We start from the raw sequence: 17031 nt of genomic DNA on the forward strand, positions 1-17031 counted from the left end.
GGGTGATCTGTTTTCAGGCCGGCGCGTTGTGGTGCCGTTCCGGGCGCAGGGTCAGCAGGGCGATGATCAGAGCCGTCAGCGCACAGGCCGCGACCGCGCCGACCAGCGGCAGCGGCGTGCGGTCGAAGAACGGACTGCAGATCAGGATCATCACGCCGCCGGACACCATCTGGAACGTGCCGCCCAGGGACGAAGCCATGCCGGCATGCTCGCCGTGCTCTTCCAGGGACATCACCATGGTCGGGGCGATGACCTGTCCGAGGCAGGTGTTGCCGAGAAACAGCAGGGCCATGAGCACCGGCAGGTCGTCGATGCCGCTCCAGACCAGCACGAACAGCAGCGACGTTGCCGCGGCGAAGCCGCAGACTGCCAGCAGGGCGACACGGCCCATGCCGAAACGTTCGCCGAATGTTGCCGCGAATTGCGACGACGCAAAGAAACCGACGGCGTTGAGCGCGAACACCAGGCTGAAGCCCGTCGGTGTCAGTCCGTAATGGCTCATGTAGACCAGCGGCGCGGCGGCGATGAATACGAAGAAACTGGCCAGCGAAAAACCGCTGATCAGGGTCAGGCCCATGAACCGGGCATCCCTGAGCAGATAGACCGCGCTGCGGATCATGGCGACCGCATCGATCCGTGCGCGGCGCTCCGGCGGCAGTGTTTCAGGCAACAGGAAGGCCATTTGCACCATTGCGGCGAATGCCAAGACTGCAAGAACGCCAAAAATCAGCCGCCAGCTGCCGAATTGTATGATCACGCTGCCGGTCAGCGGTGCCAGCATCGGCGAGATGCTGATGACCAGCATGACGAGCGCCATCAGCCGGGTCGCCCGGCTGCCCGTGTGCAGGTCGCGCACGACGGCGCGCACGATCACCATCGGGGCGGCCGCGCCAAGCGCCTGGACGAAGCGGCCGATCGTCAGCGTCGAGACATCCGGCGCCGCCGCGCACAGCGCGGAGCCGGCGATAAACACGACGAGGCCGATGAATACCGGCATCTTGCGGCCGAACCGGTCGGCCAGAGGTCCGTAGATCATCTGCGCCAGACCGAAGGCGATGAAATAGACCGTGAAGGTCATGTGGACCGCCGCGTCGTCGGTGTTCAGGTCGCGCACGATTTCTGGCATCGCCGGCAGGTAGAGGTCGATTGCGAACGGGCCGACTACAGCCAAGAGCCCGAGCACGACTGCGGCGCGCACAAATCCGATCTGCATGAAATGTTCCGATAAAACCGGCGCCTGGGCACAAAAGCACAACAGGCGCGAAACATGGGGAACCACCAGAGTGGAAGACCCGGCTATCGAAGTCGAGTCCTTTCTGGTCTGAAGCCTTGCGAAAATCGCATATCCGGGTTGCGTGGCAAGCTCATTGAACTTGCGGATGTGTTTTCCCGGATGCCGGAAAAGCCGCCTGAAGATTCCATCCACCGCCGTGTGTCATCAAAGCTTCATTCAAGTGTCACCGATCTTGCAAGGAGCCCTTCTAGCTTGCCGCCATCTTTAACTCGACATTTGTGGGAGCAAGTGCAGTGGCGAACCTTCGCGGACGTTTTTTAAAAGGTGTCAGTCTTGCCGTATTGTTCGGCCTCGGGGCCGTTCCGGCTGCCCAGGCCGGTTATTTCGAGCGCATCAATTCCTACCCGGTCTACAAGACCCTGCCGGATGGCGCCGACAAGGCGACGGAGACGGTTGCCGAAATCATCTACGCTTCCAAGGACGGCCGCACGCTGGCCTTCACCGACAGCCCGGGCGAGGCGATCGTGTTCGTCAATGCCGCCAATCCGCTGAATGTCCAGCCGCTGGCGCGCGTCGCGCTCGGCGGTGAGCCGACATCCGTTGCTGTCGGCGCCAGGGCCGCCTACGCCGGTGTCAACACCAGCGAAGACTTTATCAACGCCACCGGCCACATGGCCGTGATCGCGCTGGACGGCATGGGCATCACCGCGATATGCGACGCCAAGGGCCAGCCGGACAGCGTTGCGATCTCGCCGGACGGAAAGTTCGTTGCCATCGCCATCGAGAACGAGCGCGACGAAGACCTCAATGACGGCGTAATCCCGCAGATGCCAGCCGGCCATCTTGCGATCTTCGACCTCGACGACAACGGCATGCCGACCAACTGCGACGCGGTCCGCATCGTCGACATGACCGGTCTGGCCGAGGTGGCGCCGACCGATCCGGAGCCGGAATTCGTTTCCATCAACTCGAAGAACCAGGCTGTCGTCACCCTGCAGGAAAACAACCACATCGCGATTGTCGACCTGGCAAGTGGCGACGTGACCGTGCATTTTTCCGCCGGCACGGCATCCGCTGAAAATATTCCGGTCTCCAAGGCACGCATGAGCGATGCCTCGGGCTCCACGGAAAATGTCCGGCGGGAGCCGGATGCGGTTGCCTGGATCGACGATGAGCGCTTCGTCACCGCCAACGAAGGCGACTATGAAGGCGGCTCGCGCGGCTTCACGATCTGGAACGCAAACGGCAACGTCCTGTTCGACAGCGGCAACCAGATGGAACATCTGGGCATGTCGCACGGTCATTACCCGGCCAAGCGCGCCGCCAAGAAGGGCACCGAGCCGGAAGGCGTCGCCATCGGCGCGTTCGGCGGCGAAACGCTGATCTTCGTCAACTCCGAGCGCGGCAACTTCGTCGCGGTCTACAGGGACACCGGCGCCGAGCCGGAATTCGTCCAGCTCCTGCCGACGCATGTCGGTCCGGAAGGCCTGCTGGCGATCCCGAACCGCGATCTGTTCGCGGTTGCCAACGAGGTGGACGAAGACGGTGTGCGCTCGCATGTCTCGCTCTACCAGTACGGCGCCGAGGCTCCGGCCTATCCGTCGATTGTCTCCATGCTTGACCCGGAAAAGCATGCGCCGATCGGCTGGGGCGCGTTGTCGGCCCTCGCTGCGGACCCGCAGGACGCCAACACGCTCTACGCAGTCAGCGACAGCTTCTATGACGATGCCCGCATCTACACGCTGGACATCGCCTCCAAGCCGGCGAAGATTACTTCCTATGTGACGGTCACCGGTTTCAACCAGTCCAAGCTGGACCTGGAAGGCATTTCGGTCGCGAAAGACGGCGGCTTCTGGCTGGCGTCAGAAGGCCATCCGGAAAACGACCGCAGGCATCTGTTGCTGAAAGTCGGTACCGATGGTGCGGTGAGCGAGGAAATCACCCTGCCGCAGTCTCTGATCGACCAGGCGCAGCGTTTCTCCTTCGAGGGTGTTGCCGAGTTCGAGATGAATGGCGAGACCCTGGTGGCCGTCGCCGTTCAGCGCGAGTGGAAGGACGATCCGAAGGGTCACAGCAAGATCGCCATCTACAACCCGGCGGACAAGTCCTGGGGCTTCGTCCACTATCCGCTCGACGCGCCGAAAAGCGCCGCCGGCGGCTGGGTCGGCCTGTCTGAAATCGTCTCCATGGGCGACGGTGACTTCGCCATTCTGGAGCGCGACAACAAGGGTGGTGAGGATGCCGCCATCAAGCAGATCACCACGATTTCGCTGAAAGGTGTCACGCCCGCGGCCCATGGCGAGACGCTTCCGGTTCTGGACAAGCACTTCGCGATGGACATCCTGCCGGCCATGGCCAAGGGCAAGGGCTGGGTTCTGGACAAGCCGGAAGGCCTGACCATCACCGCCGACGGCCGCCTGATCCTGGTGACCGACAATGACGGCGTTGACGATGCGCCGGGTGAAACCCAGCTCATCGACCTCGGCCCGGTGTCCCGCCTGAACTGAGGCACATCGTTCAAGGTCTTCCCCGAGTTTTCAGGCCAGGACCTGACGGAAGGCCCGGCGGCTTCGGCTGCCGGGCCTTCATTCGTTTGAAACGGTCGCATGAACGCCTGGTGCCCGGGTCCAGAGACCTCAGGAAACCCTGCCATGATCCGCCAGGTAGTCGAGCAGAGCCCGGACACGGGAGGGTAACGGACCGCCCTGGCCGATATGGAGGGCATGAAAGGCTTCCCTGTCACCGGGATTGAGATGATCGAGCACGGGAATGAGACGGCCGGCGGCAATATCGTCGCGGACCGTGAAGGCGGCCAGCCGGGCGAGCCCGTTTCCGCTCAGGGTGAGCCGGCGAAGGGCCTCGCCGTCGCTTGCCTGTACGCGGCCGGCGACCGGCAGAACGATCGTCCCGCCCTTGTCCTTCAGCGGCCAGCCATCGACCGTTCTGGCATAGCCGAACCCCAGCCGGGAATGCTTCTGAAGATCCTCAACGCCTGCAGGTGTTCCAAATCGCTCAAGGTAGGCGGGAGAACCGACGATGACCATGGCGGTCTCGCCGAGCTTGCGGGCGACGAGGCTTGAACTCTTCATCGGGCCGGCGCGCACCGCCACATCCGTCCGCTCAGCCAGCAGGTCGACGACCCTGTCGGTCTGGACGAGATCAAGCGTGATGCCGGGATGAAGCTCCAGGAAGACCGGCAGGACCGGTGCCAGGACATGGGCCGCGTAGGACGCGCTGGTGTTGAGGCGGATACGGCCGACAGGCTCTTCTCCGGCGCGCGCACTGCGCTCCGCGTCCTCCATATCCGCAAGGATGCTCGAGGATCGTTCATAGAACGCACAGCCTTCGGGAGTGAGCTGAAGGGCGCGCGTCGAGCGGTTGACCAGCCGCACGCCCAGCCGGGCCTCCAGGCGCGAGACAAGCTTGCTGACGGCGGACGGGGTCATCAGGCAGGTGCGGGCGGCGGCTGAAAAGCCGCCTTGCTCCACCACTTGCACGAAGACTTCCATTTCTCCGGACCGATTGACCTGGGAGCGCTCCATCTTTCCTTCAATTCACAAATGATATTCTTGACAGCATTCTAATTCAACAAGGGGTCGGCGTCTATCTTTCGCTCAGCGCGACAACCGAAAGGAACATCCAATGGAATATCGCACGCTCGGCCGGTCCGGTCTGAAAGTCCCTGTCCTGAGTTTCGGCGCCGGCACCTTTGGCGGATCGGGGCCCTTGTTCGGCGCCTGGGGGAATACCGGCGTCAAGGAAGCCGGCCGCCTTGTCGACATCTGTCTCGAAGCGGGGATCAATCTCTTCGACACTGCTGATGTCTATTCCGGCGGCGCGTCGGAAGAAGTCCTCGGCGCGGCGCTCAAGGGGCGGCGGGACAAGGTGCTGATCTCGACAAAGGCAGGCCTGCCCATGGGGGACGGGCCGAATGAGGCAGGGTCGTCGCGGCTGCGGTTGATCCGGTCGGTGGAAGACGCGCTGAAGCGGCTCGGTACGGATCGTATCGACATTTTCCAGCTCCATGCCTTCGACGCTTTCACACCGGTGGAGGAGGTGCTTGCCACGCTGGACACGCTCGTGCGGGACGGCAAGATCCGCTATGCCGGCGTCTCCAACTTTTCCGGCTGGCAGATCATGAAGTCGCTGGCGGCCGCCGAAAAAAACGCCTGGCCGCGGTATGTCGCCAATCAGGTCTATTATTCGCTGATCGGGCGCGACTACGAGTGGGATCTGATGCCGCTCGGTGCCGATCAGGGGATCGGGGCGCTCGTCTGGAGCCCACTCGGCTGGGGGCGGCTGACCGGCAAGATCAGACGGGGCGTGCCGCTGCCCGAAGGAAGCCGTCTGCACGAGACCGCCGATTTCGGTCCGCCCGTGGAAGACGACCATCTTTTCAACGTGGTGGATGTGTTGGACGAGGTGAGCCGCGAGACCGGGAAAACCGTGCCGCAGGTCGCACTCAACTGGCTTGTGCAGCGTCCGACGGTCTCCTCCGTCATCATAGGCGCGCGCAATGAAGACCAGCTTCGCCAGAACATCGGCGCGGTCGGCTGGTCGCTCTCGGGTGAGCAGATCGGCAGGCTGGACGCCGCCAGTGCGGTCACAGCGCCTTATCCGCATTTCCCCTACCGGAGGCAGGAAGGCTTCGCCCGGTTGAATCCGCCACTCGCCGGCTAGCCACATGAGGTGCCCGGGGCACCCGGCACGGGCGATGGCGCGTACCGGTTTCGCCGCGAAAGACCCGGCACCTTCGGCTGCCGGGTCTTTTTTCTTGGCATCGTCATCGCGGAGGCAGCGCAGCGAAAATGATGGATCAGGGGTCCTAGGTCTGCCGGGGGCCGATGTGCAGGTGTGACCGGGTTTCCGGCGCTCCGCCCCCTTTCAAGAGATTTGCCCGGCCGGGAGCGACTACGTCCACCGTTCTTGCGAAATGGTCGCCTCCTCCCCGGTGCCTTCCCCGACTTGATCGGGGATCCACTCATTTCCAGAGCGGTTCGACAGGATGTCCGGCCGTGCAGCTTCGATCCGCCACCGCGGCAAGCGGCAAGCGGCATTGGATCCCCGATCAAGTCGGGGAAGGCCGCCCTGGATGTGGTCAGGCAATCTCTTTCGAAATGCGTTCATGACGTCAGAGAGCGTGGATGCCGGACGGCTTCTCTCGAGAGTCTATGGCAAGCTCCGCGTTTTGTCGTATAGGAGGGCCATGATCTTCCTCCTGAACATGTCGGCCCGTCCCGCCCCATGAGCGCCAGCCTCGTCGGCCTCTTCGGGATTTCGTTTCTCGCGGCGACCCTTCTGCCGGCCCAGTCCGAACTCGGGCTCTCCGGGCTGATTGCCACCGGAACCGAGCCTGTCGTCCTGCTGGTTGCCGCGGCCAGCCTCGGCAACACGCTCGGGTCCATGGTCAACTGGGGGCTGGGTCGCGGCGCCGCGGCGTTCTCTGACGCGTCCTGGTTTCCGCTCAAGCCCGAGAAGCTGGCACGCGCCACCGGCTGGTACCGCCGCTACGGCCGCTGGTCCCTGCTGATGAGCTGGGCACCGGTGATCGGCGACCCGCTGACCCTGGCGGCCGGCGTGCTGAGGGAACCCTTCTGGAGTTTCGCCATCCTGGTGGCGATCGCCAAGACGGCGCGGTATCTGATGGTCGCGCTGGTGACCTTGCAGGTGTTCTGAGAGGCAGGCCATCGGGGTTCCGGCTCGAGGGGGGCGGGAGCAAGTGGAGACGCCGCTCGTTTGGCTTGGCTTGGCCATGATGTCCATGGCGATTTGTGTCTCTGCCGAAGGTCCGCTCTTCCCAAAGCGCCAATCCATCGCCATGGTGCCCTGATGAGCGCATTGTTTGAAGAACTCGACTATTCACCCACGCCCATCGGCGCGATTTCCCTGCGGCGACGGCATATCCTTGCCCTGAAGACCGATGTCTTCGAGATACTGCTCGGCGAAGAGCACCTGATGTCGAGCCTGTTCACCGCCTCGGAAGTGGCGCTGGCCGATCTGGGGATCGCGGCGTTGAACGGTGGGGATCTGGATGTGCTGGTGGGCGGGCTGGGCCTTGGCTACACCGCAAAGGCCGCGCTGGCGCATGACACCGTTGCCCGGCTCACGGTTGTCGACCTTCTGGAGCCGGTGATCCGCTGGCACCGGGAAGGGCTGGTGCCGATGAAGACCGAACTGGCCGACGACACGCGCTGCAAGCTGGTGCAAGGGGATTTCTTTTCCCTGGCGGCGTCGGACACCGGCTTCGATCCGGACAGGCCCGCCCGTCAATACGACGCCATCCTGATCGACATCGACCATACGCCGGAGCGCCTGCTGCATGGCGGGTCTGAAGGGTTCTACACCGCCGAAGGCCTGCGCGCTTTGAAGCGGTTCTTGAAGCCCGGCGGGGTTGTCGGCCTGTGGTCCGACGAGGCCCCGGACGGGGCGATCACGGGGTTGCTCGGCGAGGCCTTCGAAGAGGCCTGGGCCGAGCCGGTTGTCTTCGCGAACCCGCTGCAGGACGGGCGCGAGGTCACGCAGGCAGTCTACCTTGGCCGCAAGGGCTGAGCTGACTTCAAGTCAACGCGACATTCCCTAGTCGAGAATGCTGCCACGCCAGACCAGGCGTGACTGCAGCGTGACCGTACGCGGGGTGTCGTCCGCCGCTTCGGACAGATAGGCGACGGTGGCATCGGCGATATCCTCCACCGGCTGACGAAACGTCGTCAGGTTGTAGCTTTCCCAGGACGCCTGCTCGATGTCGTCGAACCCGATCACGGAGACATCTTCCGGCACCCGCAGCTTGAAGCGGCGGCGGGCGGCGTCGACCACACCGCAGGCGACCAGATCCGTCGCGCAAAAGATGCCGTCGGGTCTTTCCGGGCGGGTCAGAAGCCGTGTGCCAACGTCAAGACCTGTCTGGTAGGATGTCGTTCCGCTTGCTTCTTCAACGACCTCGGTTCCCGTTTCGGCGGCGGCTGCGCGAAACCCCCGGCAACGATCCTCCAGACTGGGCGTGCCTGCCAGGGACGAGGCAAGCGCCGGGCGGGAGCACCCGGCGGCAGCAAGCGAGGCGAAGGCCTGACGCCCGGCGGCAAGATCGTCCACCCTGACCCGCAAGGTGCCCGGCAGTTGCTCGTTTCGATTGATCAGCACCAGGCGCATGCCGTTGCGCAGACAGGTTTCGGCCAGCGAAGCATCGGGCATGCCGGACAGAACGATGGCGGCGTCAGTGCGATAGGAAATGGCCTGCCGCAGGGCTTGTGCAACGCTTTCGTCCGAGCGGTCCGTATTGATGAGCAACCCGACCTTGCCGGCGGCCTGCAATTTCTCAGACAGGGTGGCGAGCAGAAAGGATCGATAGGGTGTCTGGATCTCGGCGGCAATCAGTGCAACGATGCCAGTCTTCGAGGTCAAAAGCCCGCGCGCAAGGTTGTTGACGTGATAGCCGAGTGTTTCGGCTGCCGCGTGCACCTTGGCCCGGGTTTCGGAAGAGACGGATGCTCCGGGTGTAAACGCTCGCGAGACAGCCGTGCGCGATACGCCCGCCAGTTCCGCGACATCCTTCGCGCTCACCTTGTTCTTGATCATGTCACATTCTCGCAATGCTGTGCATCTGGCTCTTTCGATCTAATTATAGCAAATTTTTGACACTTTCTTGACAAAGGTCGCGGTTGATTGCAATTTAATGCACAGGTGTGCATAGCATCTATTCCCAGATTTTTGGGAAAATGGGAGGAAATTATGAAGTCATTGAAATATGCCCTTCTGGGCGGTCTTGCCGTGTTGCCTGCCAGCGCAATGGCGGACGAACTGAACCTGATCTGTTCGGCTGACGTTGTCATCTGCGAGAAGCTGGTCAGCGAATTCGAGGCCGGTCATTCGGACATCGACGTGAACATGGTGCGTCTGTCTTCGGGCGAGGCCTATGCCAAGATCCGGGCAGAGGCCCGCAACCCGCAAACCGATCTGTGGTGGGGCGGCACCGGCGATCCGCATCTTCAGGCCGGCCAGGACGGGCTGAGCGCGAAGTATGAATCGCCCATGCTGGGTGAGCTTCAGGACTGGGCGCAAGGCCAGGCCAAGGTCTCCGACTATCACACCGTGGGGGTTTATTCCGGTGCGCTCGGTTGGGGCTACAACACCGAAATCCTTGAAGGAAAGGGCATCTCTGAGCCGAAGTGCTGGGCTGACCTGCTGGATCCGGCGCTGAAGGGCGAGATCCAGATCGCCGATCCGAACTCGTCTGGCACCGCCTACACGACGCTGGCGACGCTGGTGCAATTGCTTGGCGAAGACGAGGCGTTCGACTTCCTCAAGAAGATGCACGCCAATGTCTCGCAATACACCAAGTCGGGCAGTGCGCCTGTGAAGGCTGCCGCACGCGGTGAAACCGGTCTGGGGATCGTCTTCCAGCATGATGCCGTTTCTCAGGCTGTGTCCGGGTTCCCGATCGGCGTTGTCGCCCCTTGTGAGGGAACCGGTTACGAGATCGGTTCCATGTCCCTGGTCGAGGGTGCTCAGAACCCCGATGCCGCGAAGACATTTTACGATTGGGTGCTGACGGCGGAAGTCCAGAACATGATGCCGGAGGCGGGGTCGTTCCAGATCCCTTCCAACGCCAGTGCAACGCCGCCGAAGGAAGCTCCGGATCTGTCGACGATCAAGCTGATCGACTACGACTTCGCCGAATACGGCAGTGCGGACCGGCGCAAGGCGCTTCTGGCGCGCTGGGATAAAGAGGTCGGCTCGTTGCCGCTTCAATAAATCCCTGACAGGGCGGGTGGCCTTCCGGTCACCCGCTGCCCGGCCTTCCAGACCCATCGGACCGAATCATGACATCCAGAGACAACCGCAGGCTCGATCTGATCCTTGCGGCGGGGGTCTTCGCGTTGATCGCGTTGCCCTGGTACCGCATTCGCTCGGGCTTCTTCAGCTTCGAATGGCTGGAAGATTTCATTTCTTCAGAAAAACTCTGGCCAGGCCTGGTGCAGGGTCTGACGGGGCGCTGGCAGCTCTGGCCCATTCTGGCATTGCTCGCCGTTGCTATTTTCCTGCGCATCACACAGGCGCCCGGAAAGCGGGGCGGTGCGCTGATTGCCGTCGGCGCGGCGGGTCTCGCCTGGATGCTGGCCGAGGGGCTGGCTATCGGCCTGCGCGGCTGGAACTGGGGGCTGCTTGAGGCAATCTTCGGCGATGTCGCCGGGCAGCCGGCCTTCGGTGCCGGCGCCGTTGTGCTGGGGACGCTCTTCGCCCTGATGATCTCTTTTGGCGCTGCCGAACGGGGCGCCCTCAAGGGCGATGCCTTCGTGCTGGGTGCGATCACCCTGCTGGTGCTGCTGGTTGCCGTGTTTGTCTTCTATCCGCTGGTGTCGATGTTCACCGGCGCGTTCCAGGAATTCGACGGGTCCTTCACCAGCGAAGGCGTGCGCCGGAACATCATCGATCCGAAAATCTGGTCGCTGGCGTGTTTCTGGGGCGGCAATTGCGGCGTTGCGTGGCGCACCTTCTTCCTTGCGATCTGCACCGCGACCGGGACAACCCTGCTCGGCCTGGTGTTCGCGCTGGTGGCAACACGGACCGGTTTCAGGTTCAAGAAGTCGTTGCGCCTCTTGACGGTGCTGCCGATCATCACGCCGCCCTTCGTCGTCGGCCTGGCGCTGACCATGCTGCTGGGGCGGTCCGGATCCCTGACCCAGGTGATCGAGGCCGCCACGGGCTGGGAACTGGGGCGCTGGCTTTATGGCCTCACCGGCATCTGGATTGCGCAGATGCTGAGTTTCACCCCGATTTCCTTCCTCGTCCTGATCGGCGTCGTGGACGGCATCAGCCCGTCGATGGAAGAGGCCAGCCAGACGCTGCGGTCCGACCGCTGGCGGACCTTCCGCAAGGTCTCGCTGCCGCTGATGGCTCCGGGGCTGGCGAACGCGTTTCTGATCGGCTTTATCGAATCGATGGCCGACTTCGGCAACCCGTTGGTGCTGGGCGGTTCCGGCGGCGTGCTGTCGACCGAGATCTTTTTCGCCGTTGTCGGCGCGCAGAACGATCCGTCCCGCGCTGCGGTGCTGGCGATGGTGCTGCTGTTCTTCACCCTGTCGGCCTTCCTGGCCCAGCGGCTTTGGCTGTCCGGGCGCAATTATGCGACGGTGACGGGCAAGGGCGACGGCGGGCGGCACATCAGCCTGCCGCGCCGGGTCGGCTGGCCGGTGATCACCGTGGCTGTCGCCTGGGCCGCCTTCACCATCACGGTCTATGCGATGATCCTGTTCGGCGGTTTCGTGAAGATCTGGGGTCTCGACCATTCCCTGACGCTCGATCACTACGCCAAGGCCTTCGGCATCGGCTGGGACAACGGGGTCCTTTGGACCGGCGTCGCCTGGGACAGTTTCTGGACGACGATGGAAATCGCGCTGATCGCCGCGCCACTGACCGCGGCGGTGGGGCTGCTGACCGCATGGCTGATCGTGCGCCAGAGGTTCCCGGGGCGCTCGGTGTTCGAGTTCGCGCTGATGATGAGCTTTGCCATTCCCGGCACGGTGATCGGCATCAGCTACATCATGGCGTTCAACCTGCCGCCGCTTCAGATGACAGGCACGGCGGCGATCCTGATTGCCTGCTTCGTCTTCCGCAACATGCCCGTGGGCGTGCGCGGCGGGGTGGCGGCCATGGCGCAGCTGGACGGCTCGCTTGACGAGGCATCCCTGACGCTGGGGGCGAGTTCCGGCCGGACCATGCGCAAGGTGATCCTGCCCCTCATGCGCCCGGCGATCCTCGCCGCGCTGGTCTACAGTTTCGTGCGGGCAATCACCTCGATCTCGGCGGTGATCTTTCTGGTCAGTGCGAAATACAACATGGCCACGGCCTATATCGTCGGGCTGGTCGAGAACGGCGAATACGGTATCGCCATCGCCTATTCCTCGGTCCTGATCCTGGTGATGATCACCGTCATCGGCGGCTTCCAGCTGCTGGTCGGGGAGCGCCGTATCCGGCGGGGCGAGGAACAGGACGCCAATTCCGGTTTCTCTTCAAAGGAAGCACGAGCATGACGCAGACAAAAGGCGCTGTGGCGTTCCGCAACGTACGGAAGGCCTTCGGCAGTTTCACCGCCATTCCCGATCTGACGCTGGACATTGAACCCGGCAAGCTGGTCACGCTGCTGGGGCCGTCCGGCTGCGGCAAGACAACGACGCTGCGGATGCTGGCGGGGCTGGAAAGCCCGACGGACGGGCAGATCCTGATCGGCGGCGACGATGTCACCCGCCTGCCAGCCGACCGTCGGGACGTGTCGATGGTGTTCCAGAGCTATGCGCTGTTCCCGCATATGCGCGTCGGCCAGAACGTTGCCTACGGGCTGGAAGCGGGCGGCATGAAATCGGCCGAGGCGCGCAAGCGCGCGGAAGAGGCGCTGGAACTGGTCGGTCTGTCCGGCCTCGCGGGCCGGTTGCCGGCGGAACTTTCCGGCGGTCAGCAGCAGCGGGTTGCGGTGGCAAGGGCGCTGGTGCTGGAGCCGCAGGTGCTGCTGCTGGACGAGCCGCTGTCGAACCTCGATGCGCGGCTGCGCCGCAAGGTGCGCACGGACATTCGCGAATTGCAGCAGCGGATCGGCCTCACCGCCGTCTACGTCACCCACGATCAGGAAGAAGCGCTCGCCGTCTCCGACACCATCGTGGTGATGAAGGAGGGCAAGATCGCGCAGATCGGCACGCCCCGGGAACTTTACGAATCTCCTGCCTCGGACTTCATCGCCGACTTCATCGGCGAGGCGAATGTGGTCGAGGGCCGCGTGATCTCGGTCGATGGCGATGCCGCGCAGGTTGAACTGGGCGGTGTGACGCTGTCCTTGCCCTCCAGGGGACAGTTGCCGGGGCCCGCGCAGATATCGCTGCGCTCGAACGCGCTGAAAGTGACGGTAGCCGGAAAAGGGGATGGAACAGGCGTGCGGGGCACCATCGCCTCTTCCGCCTATCTCGGCGATCACGTCGAATATGAAATCGACGGTCCGCTGGGACGGATCTTCGTGGTTGACGATGAAAGCGACACGCCTTTGCCATCGGGCACGGCTGTTGCCCTGGAAGTACGCCCGCGCGGTGTTGCGCTCATCCCTGGAGGTGCATGATGACGAACGACATGAATGCGGAGCGACTCAAGCTGGCCGTCGATCTGGCCCGGCGTGGCGGAGATCTGGCACTGGACTATTTCCGCCGGCGCGATGCGCTTGTCGTCGAGACGAAGCGTCACGTGACCGATCTGGTGTCCGAGGCGGACCGGGAAGTCGAAACCCTGATCCGCGACGCGCTCGAAAAGACGTTTCCCGAGGACGCGATCCTGGGAGAGGAACACGGACTGTGCGAAGGCAGCTCCGGCTTCACCTGGGTGCTCGATCCGATCGACGGAACCGCGCCGTTCCTCAACGGCCTGCCGGGCTGGTGTGTTTCCATCGGCGCTTGCGACAGCGAGGGCCCGGCGCTGGGCGTGATCTATGCGCCGGTGCTGGACGAGCTCTTCGTGGCATTCCGGGGCCAGGGGGCCACGCTGAACGGAACGCCGATCAAGGCGCTCGGCGGCGACCTGCGCGCGGGCCTGCTGGGGATCGGTGCCAACGACCGGGTGGCGAGCGATCGCGTCGGCCGGATGCTGACCGAGCTGATGGACGCCGGCGTCGGCTGGATGCGCTACGGCTCTGGCGCGCTGATGCTGGCCTGGGTCGCCGCCGGGCGACTGGTCGGCTATGCCGAGCCCCGCATGAACGCCTGGGACTGCATGGCGGGCTATGTCCTCATCCTTGAGGCCGGCGGCCGTGTTCTGCCGTTCCCGGACGGCCCGGGCCTGACGCTCCCCGCCCCGGTCCTGGGGGCCTCGTCGGGTGCGTATGAGGAACTCCGGGATATTTGTGCTTTTGGGTCTACGCCGGATTGGTAGGGGGGGCACGGAACGCCAGCCTCTCTACTGTCATTCCGGGCAAGTGCAGCGCAAGCTGCGCGACGACCCGGATTCCAGAGCATCATTCGCGCCGCAGGCGCGGCCATTTTCAAAGTGAAGACTGAAGAAAATTCGTGCTCGCTCGCGCTGATGCGCTAGGTTCCGGATCTGCGTGCAGCGTGCTGCACTTGTCCGGAATGACAACCGTGAGGGCGATGCTTAGCCTCGCAGGTCGTTCACCAGCGTTGATGGTTCGGGAAGCGGGACCGTCTCGCGATCACGTCCTTCAAATTCCTCCTGGCAACGCTCTTTCGGAAACGCGGCCTTGGTCGCCGCCGATGCAGCCCCGTTCCAGATGTGCGGATCGTGGACTTGGCCGACAGCCGGCAAGGCGTCCCCTAGTCGGCCGTTCTCAGGTTTTCGGCCCGATCTGCAAAGCTGCCATTCGTGGCGAGGCGACCGCAGGTCTATTGAGGACGGGAAGCGGGCTTTTGTTGCGAGCAGAACGAACGGCTGCTCTGCGGACTTTGACAATCGCAGCGTCCTTGCCTCAAAATTAGGGAAGAAGGTGTCTACGGATATAGGGGCTATTCAAACCGCGAACATTAAAATGGGAGAAAAACAATGAACAGCGATAGGGCGCAGCTTCAAGTCATTGTATTAATACAGGTCTTATGTTTTGCCTATATTGGAAGACCAGGTGCCCCAACGCTCCAGAACACATCAGCTTGAAGATAAATCGATCAATGAGTTCAAAAGGCTGCTACCAGAACAATGGGTTTGCAGGGAGAAAAGTCGTGACTACGGTGTCGACCTGGAGGTAGAGATTTTTGACGGCAACGGCCAGGCGACCGGATGTTTTTTCAATGTCCAACTCAAAGCTACAGACGACGCTGAAAAGTTCGATAAAGTAACAATCAAGACTGATCGGCTACGCTATTTGGCATCACTGAACGTGCCTGCAATAATAGCCAGATATTGCGACCCAACCGGTGGTTGGAAATGGATTTGGAACCAAGAAGCACTGGCGCAGGTGAGGCTCGACACACAAACCGTTAGCCTGACGCTGCCACACGATTGGAAACAAAAAACCACTTCCAAGATTGAGAATTATATCGTTGCGCTTCGAAGAGTGCACAACGCGGGCCAAAATGAGACCGTATTCATAGAAGTCGAAAATCATACCGGATCATTTCAGTACTTTTCTGATTGCGAAAGGGCGCTTCGCAAAACCTCAAATGCACTACCATTCATCACACTTAGAAAGGGGGGGCTCGAAAATTTGAAGCTGAGCATACAGCTCAGGAATGAATTCATAAGAATAGAGCTACCCCATGTAGCCAATTTGGATATTTACATAAATGATTGCACTCATGAAGAATTAACGGCTGCACTCCTGTATGGGCTACCTGCTGTTTTCCTGCGGATGGGCCTTCACGCCCACGCCAAACTTGCTGCGATGTTTTGCCTAGGAGAAAATCTAAGTACTCGATTGAAGGAGTTGGCAACAGAAGTTTGTCAGGCGCTTGTGAGCGAGCCCTTGGAGGCCACAAAGCTAGCAATCTTGAATAACCTGCATTTAGAACAAGACTATTTCTACTTCAGGTTTGTGATCTGGTTGTTAGAAAATGGCAGAAACGACAAGCGCTTCTCGCAGGCTCTAGAAAACTTAAACAAAGAGTCCGCCAAGGCCGCAATTGCGCAGGGCCGAAATCCATCAGCTATATTTTATTCTCTAGGCAACAGTCAGGCGTCCTTGGGTCTGTACCGTGACGCCATCAGCTCATTTAACCGTGCACGGAAATTGGAACCAAACTACCTTTCCAGATCCTATTTTCTAAGCGAGCTTGCGGGGGCGTTGTTTTTCTCAGGAAAATATAGATGTTCAGTGGAGGCGTACGCGGCAGCTTTATCGCATGGAAGAACGGAAAAATTACAGTTCTGCTTGGCAGATGCCCAACTTTATGCTGGCTTGTTTGAAGAGGCCTCTGCTGCATTTGAGGAGCTTAAAAAGACAAAAGATGATAGCCTGTCATCAGAAGTCAGATTGAAAGCACAACTTGCTGAGTGGTTTATCTATCGCAACATTGAAGCGAAACCGTATCAGGCTGAGAAACTTTATGCCTTGATGGTTCAGTCGACAGAAAGTGGCGATCTGATTGACACCCTCTTCGCTCTTTTGGCTCTCGCACTTTTGATGCCACAGGCTCCCGAGCCGTGGGCAGCATTTCTCCAGACCAGCTTCCTTTTATCAGAACATAAGATGATGTTGGATGCGATGGTTACTGCCCATGCAGAATGTGGGGCAGAAGCTTACAGCATTTGTCGACAAAGACTCTTAGAAACCGGCGAAATCGCGGAGGCTACAGCCGAGATAGCAGAGCTTGACAGTTCTTTCGCTGAGGCCCGTAGAATTGATCGGTCACGAGACCCCGCGCCAGTTACGTTTCGGTTGATTGGTGAAAATGGGCCAGAAGCAGTTTTCACGAAAAAAAGGCCTCAATAATTCAACCGCCTGCGCCTGACACCCAGAATGGCACCCAAGCTTATCCGCGCGCAGACGCACTCGCAGCCTGCGAGACTTGAGAATCTGAAATTTATAGAGAATTTGGTAGTGGAGGAGAGGCTCTCCCCCCGAACACGCGAACTATGATTTTGCTGTTCGTTATCAAAGGACTGTTTCGGATCAAAACCAGCCGTTTGCAAGTCTATTGGCGAATGACTGCTCTGGGCCGAAAACGACTCCGCGCAAGCGGTGCATGAACGTCCGCTTTGCTTATCGACCGTATGAAACCCGACAGTCCCCTCCCGGCCCCACACTGGTAATTCGCTCGCATTACGGTGCATGGCAGAACGCCGTCCATTCTGCCCATTCCGTTTCTCAACCTCCGTAACCG

12 protein-coding genes are annotated in these 17031 nt (G+C 61.5%); 9 read left to right on the forward strand and 3 right to left on the reverse strand.

Annotated elements, in window-relative coordinates; translation table 11 throughout:
- Positions 1 to 13: 13 nt before the first annotated feature.
- Positions 14 to 1213 carry a multidrug effflux MFS transporter gene (locus AC0VX3_RS03630; RefSeq protein ID WP_475523575.1) on the reverse strand — a complete coding sequence of 400 codons (1200 nt, stop codon included), beginning with the start codon at positions 1211 to 1213 and terminating at the stop codon, positions 14 to 16.
- A 314-nt stretch (positions 1214 to 1527) separates the two neighbouring features.
- Here AC0VX3_RS03630 and AC0VX3_RS03635 point away from each other — a divergent pair, with 314 nt between their 5' ends.
- Positions 1528 to 3741, forward strand: coding sequence for an esterase-like activity of phytase family protein (locus tag AC0VX3_RS03635; RefSeq protein ID WP_475523576.1), 2214 nt, complete (start codon positions 1528 to 1530; stop codon positions 3739 to 3741).
- 129 nt (positions 3742 to 3870) lie between these two features.
- Here the strand turns inward: AC0VX3_RS03635 and AC0VX3_RS03640 are convergent, their stop codons facing one another.
- Positions 3871 to 4776, reverse strand: a complete 906-nt coding sequence (locus AC0VX3_RS03640; protein WP_475523577.1) for a LysR family transcriptional regulator — start codon at positions 4774 to 4776, stop codon at positions 3871 to 3873.
- A 100-nt stretch (positions 4777 to 4876) separates the two neighbouring features.
- On the opposite strand from AC0VX3_RS03640, the gene AC0VX3_RS03645 reads away from it, so the two are divergent.
- From AC0VX3_RS03645 to AC0VX3_RS03655, 3 genes are all read left to right on the forward strand, one after another.
- Positions 4877 to 5914, forward strand: coding sequence for an aldo/keto reductase (locus tag AC0VX3_RS03645; protein ID WP_475523578.1), 1038 nt, complete (start codon positions 4877 to 4879; stop codon positions 5912 to 5914).
- A gap of 564 nt (positions 5915 to 6478) precedes the next feature.
- Complete coding sequence (locus AC0VX3_RS03650; protein WP_475523579.1) at positions 6479 to 6910, forward strand: YqaA family protein; 432 nt, start codon at positions 6479 to 6481, stop codon at positions 6908 to 6910.
- Between the two features lie 153 nt (positions 6911 to 7063).
- Positions 7064 to 7783 carry a spermine/spermidine synthase domain-containing protein gene (locus AC0VX3_RS03655; protein WP_475523580.1) on the forward strand — a complete coding sequence of 240 codons (720 nt, stop codon included), beginning with the start codon at positions 7064 to 7066 and terminating at the stop codon, positions 7781 to 7783.
- Positions 7784 to 7810: 27 nt separating this feature from the next.
- On the opposite strand, the gene AC0VX3_RS03660 is transcribed toward AC0VX3_RS03655, so the two are convergent.
- Positions 7811 to 8806: a LacI family DNA-binding transcriptional regulator gene (locus AC0VX3_RS03660; protein WP_475523581.1), complete on the reverse strand. Its 996-nt coding sequence runs from the start codon at positions 8804 to 8806 to the stop codon at positions 7811 to 7813.
- A 153-nt stretch (positions 8807 to 8959) separates the two neighbouring features.
- Between AC0VX3_RS03660 and AC0VX3_RS03665 the strand changes: the two genes are divergently transcribed.
- The 5 genes from AC0VX3_RS03665 to AC0VX3_RS03685 all read left to right on the forward strand — a co-directional run bounded on the left by AC0VX3_RS03665 (position 8960) and on the right by AC0VX3_RS03685 (position 16640).
- Entirely contained in the window at positions 8960 to 9982 is a 1023-nt protein-coding gene (locus tag AC0VX3_RS03665; RefSeq protein WP_475523582.1) for an ABC transporter substrate-binding protein, read from the forward strand.
- A 68-nt stretch (positions 9983 to 10050) separates the two neighbouring features.
- Positions 10051 to 12261 carry an ABC transporter permease gene (locus AC0VX3_RS03670; RefSeq protein ID WP_475523583.1) on the forward strand — a complete coding sequence of 737 codons (2211 nt, stop codon included), beginning with the start codon at positions 10051 to 10053 and terminating at the stop codon, positions 12259 to 12261.
- The gene (locus tag AC0VX3_RS03675; protein ID WP_475523584.1) at positions 12258 to 13331 is read left to right on the forward strand and encodes an ABC transporter ATP-binding protein; all 1074 of its coding nucleotides are present in this window, start codon (positions 12258 to 12260) and stop codon (positions 13329 to 13331) included. The genes AC0VX3_RS03670 and AC0VX3_RS03675 overlap by 4 nt, the downstream gene beginning before the upstream one ends.
- A complete protein-coding gene (locus tag AC0VX3_RS03680) occupies positions 13331 to 14134 on the forward strand; it encodes an inositol monophosphatase family protein (RefSeq protein ID WP_475523585.1) in 804 nt (267 codons plus the stop codon). Before AC0VX3_RS03675 ends, AC0VX3_RS03680 begins: the two co-directional genes overlap by 1 nt.
- 700 nt (positions 14135 to 14834) lie before the next feature.
- Positions 14835 to 16640, forward strand: coding sequence for a DUF4365 domain-containing protein (locus AC0VX3_RS03685; protein WP_475523586.1), 1806 nt, complete (start codon positions 14835 to 14837; stop codon positions 16638 to 16640).
- Positions 16641 to 17031 lie beyond the last annotated feature (391 nt).

It is taken from the genome of Roseibium sp. QJM3NY_11, from assembly GCF_056173175.1.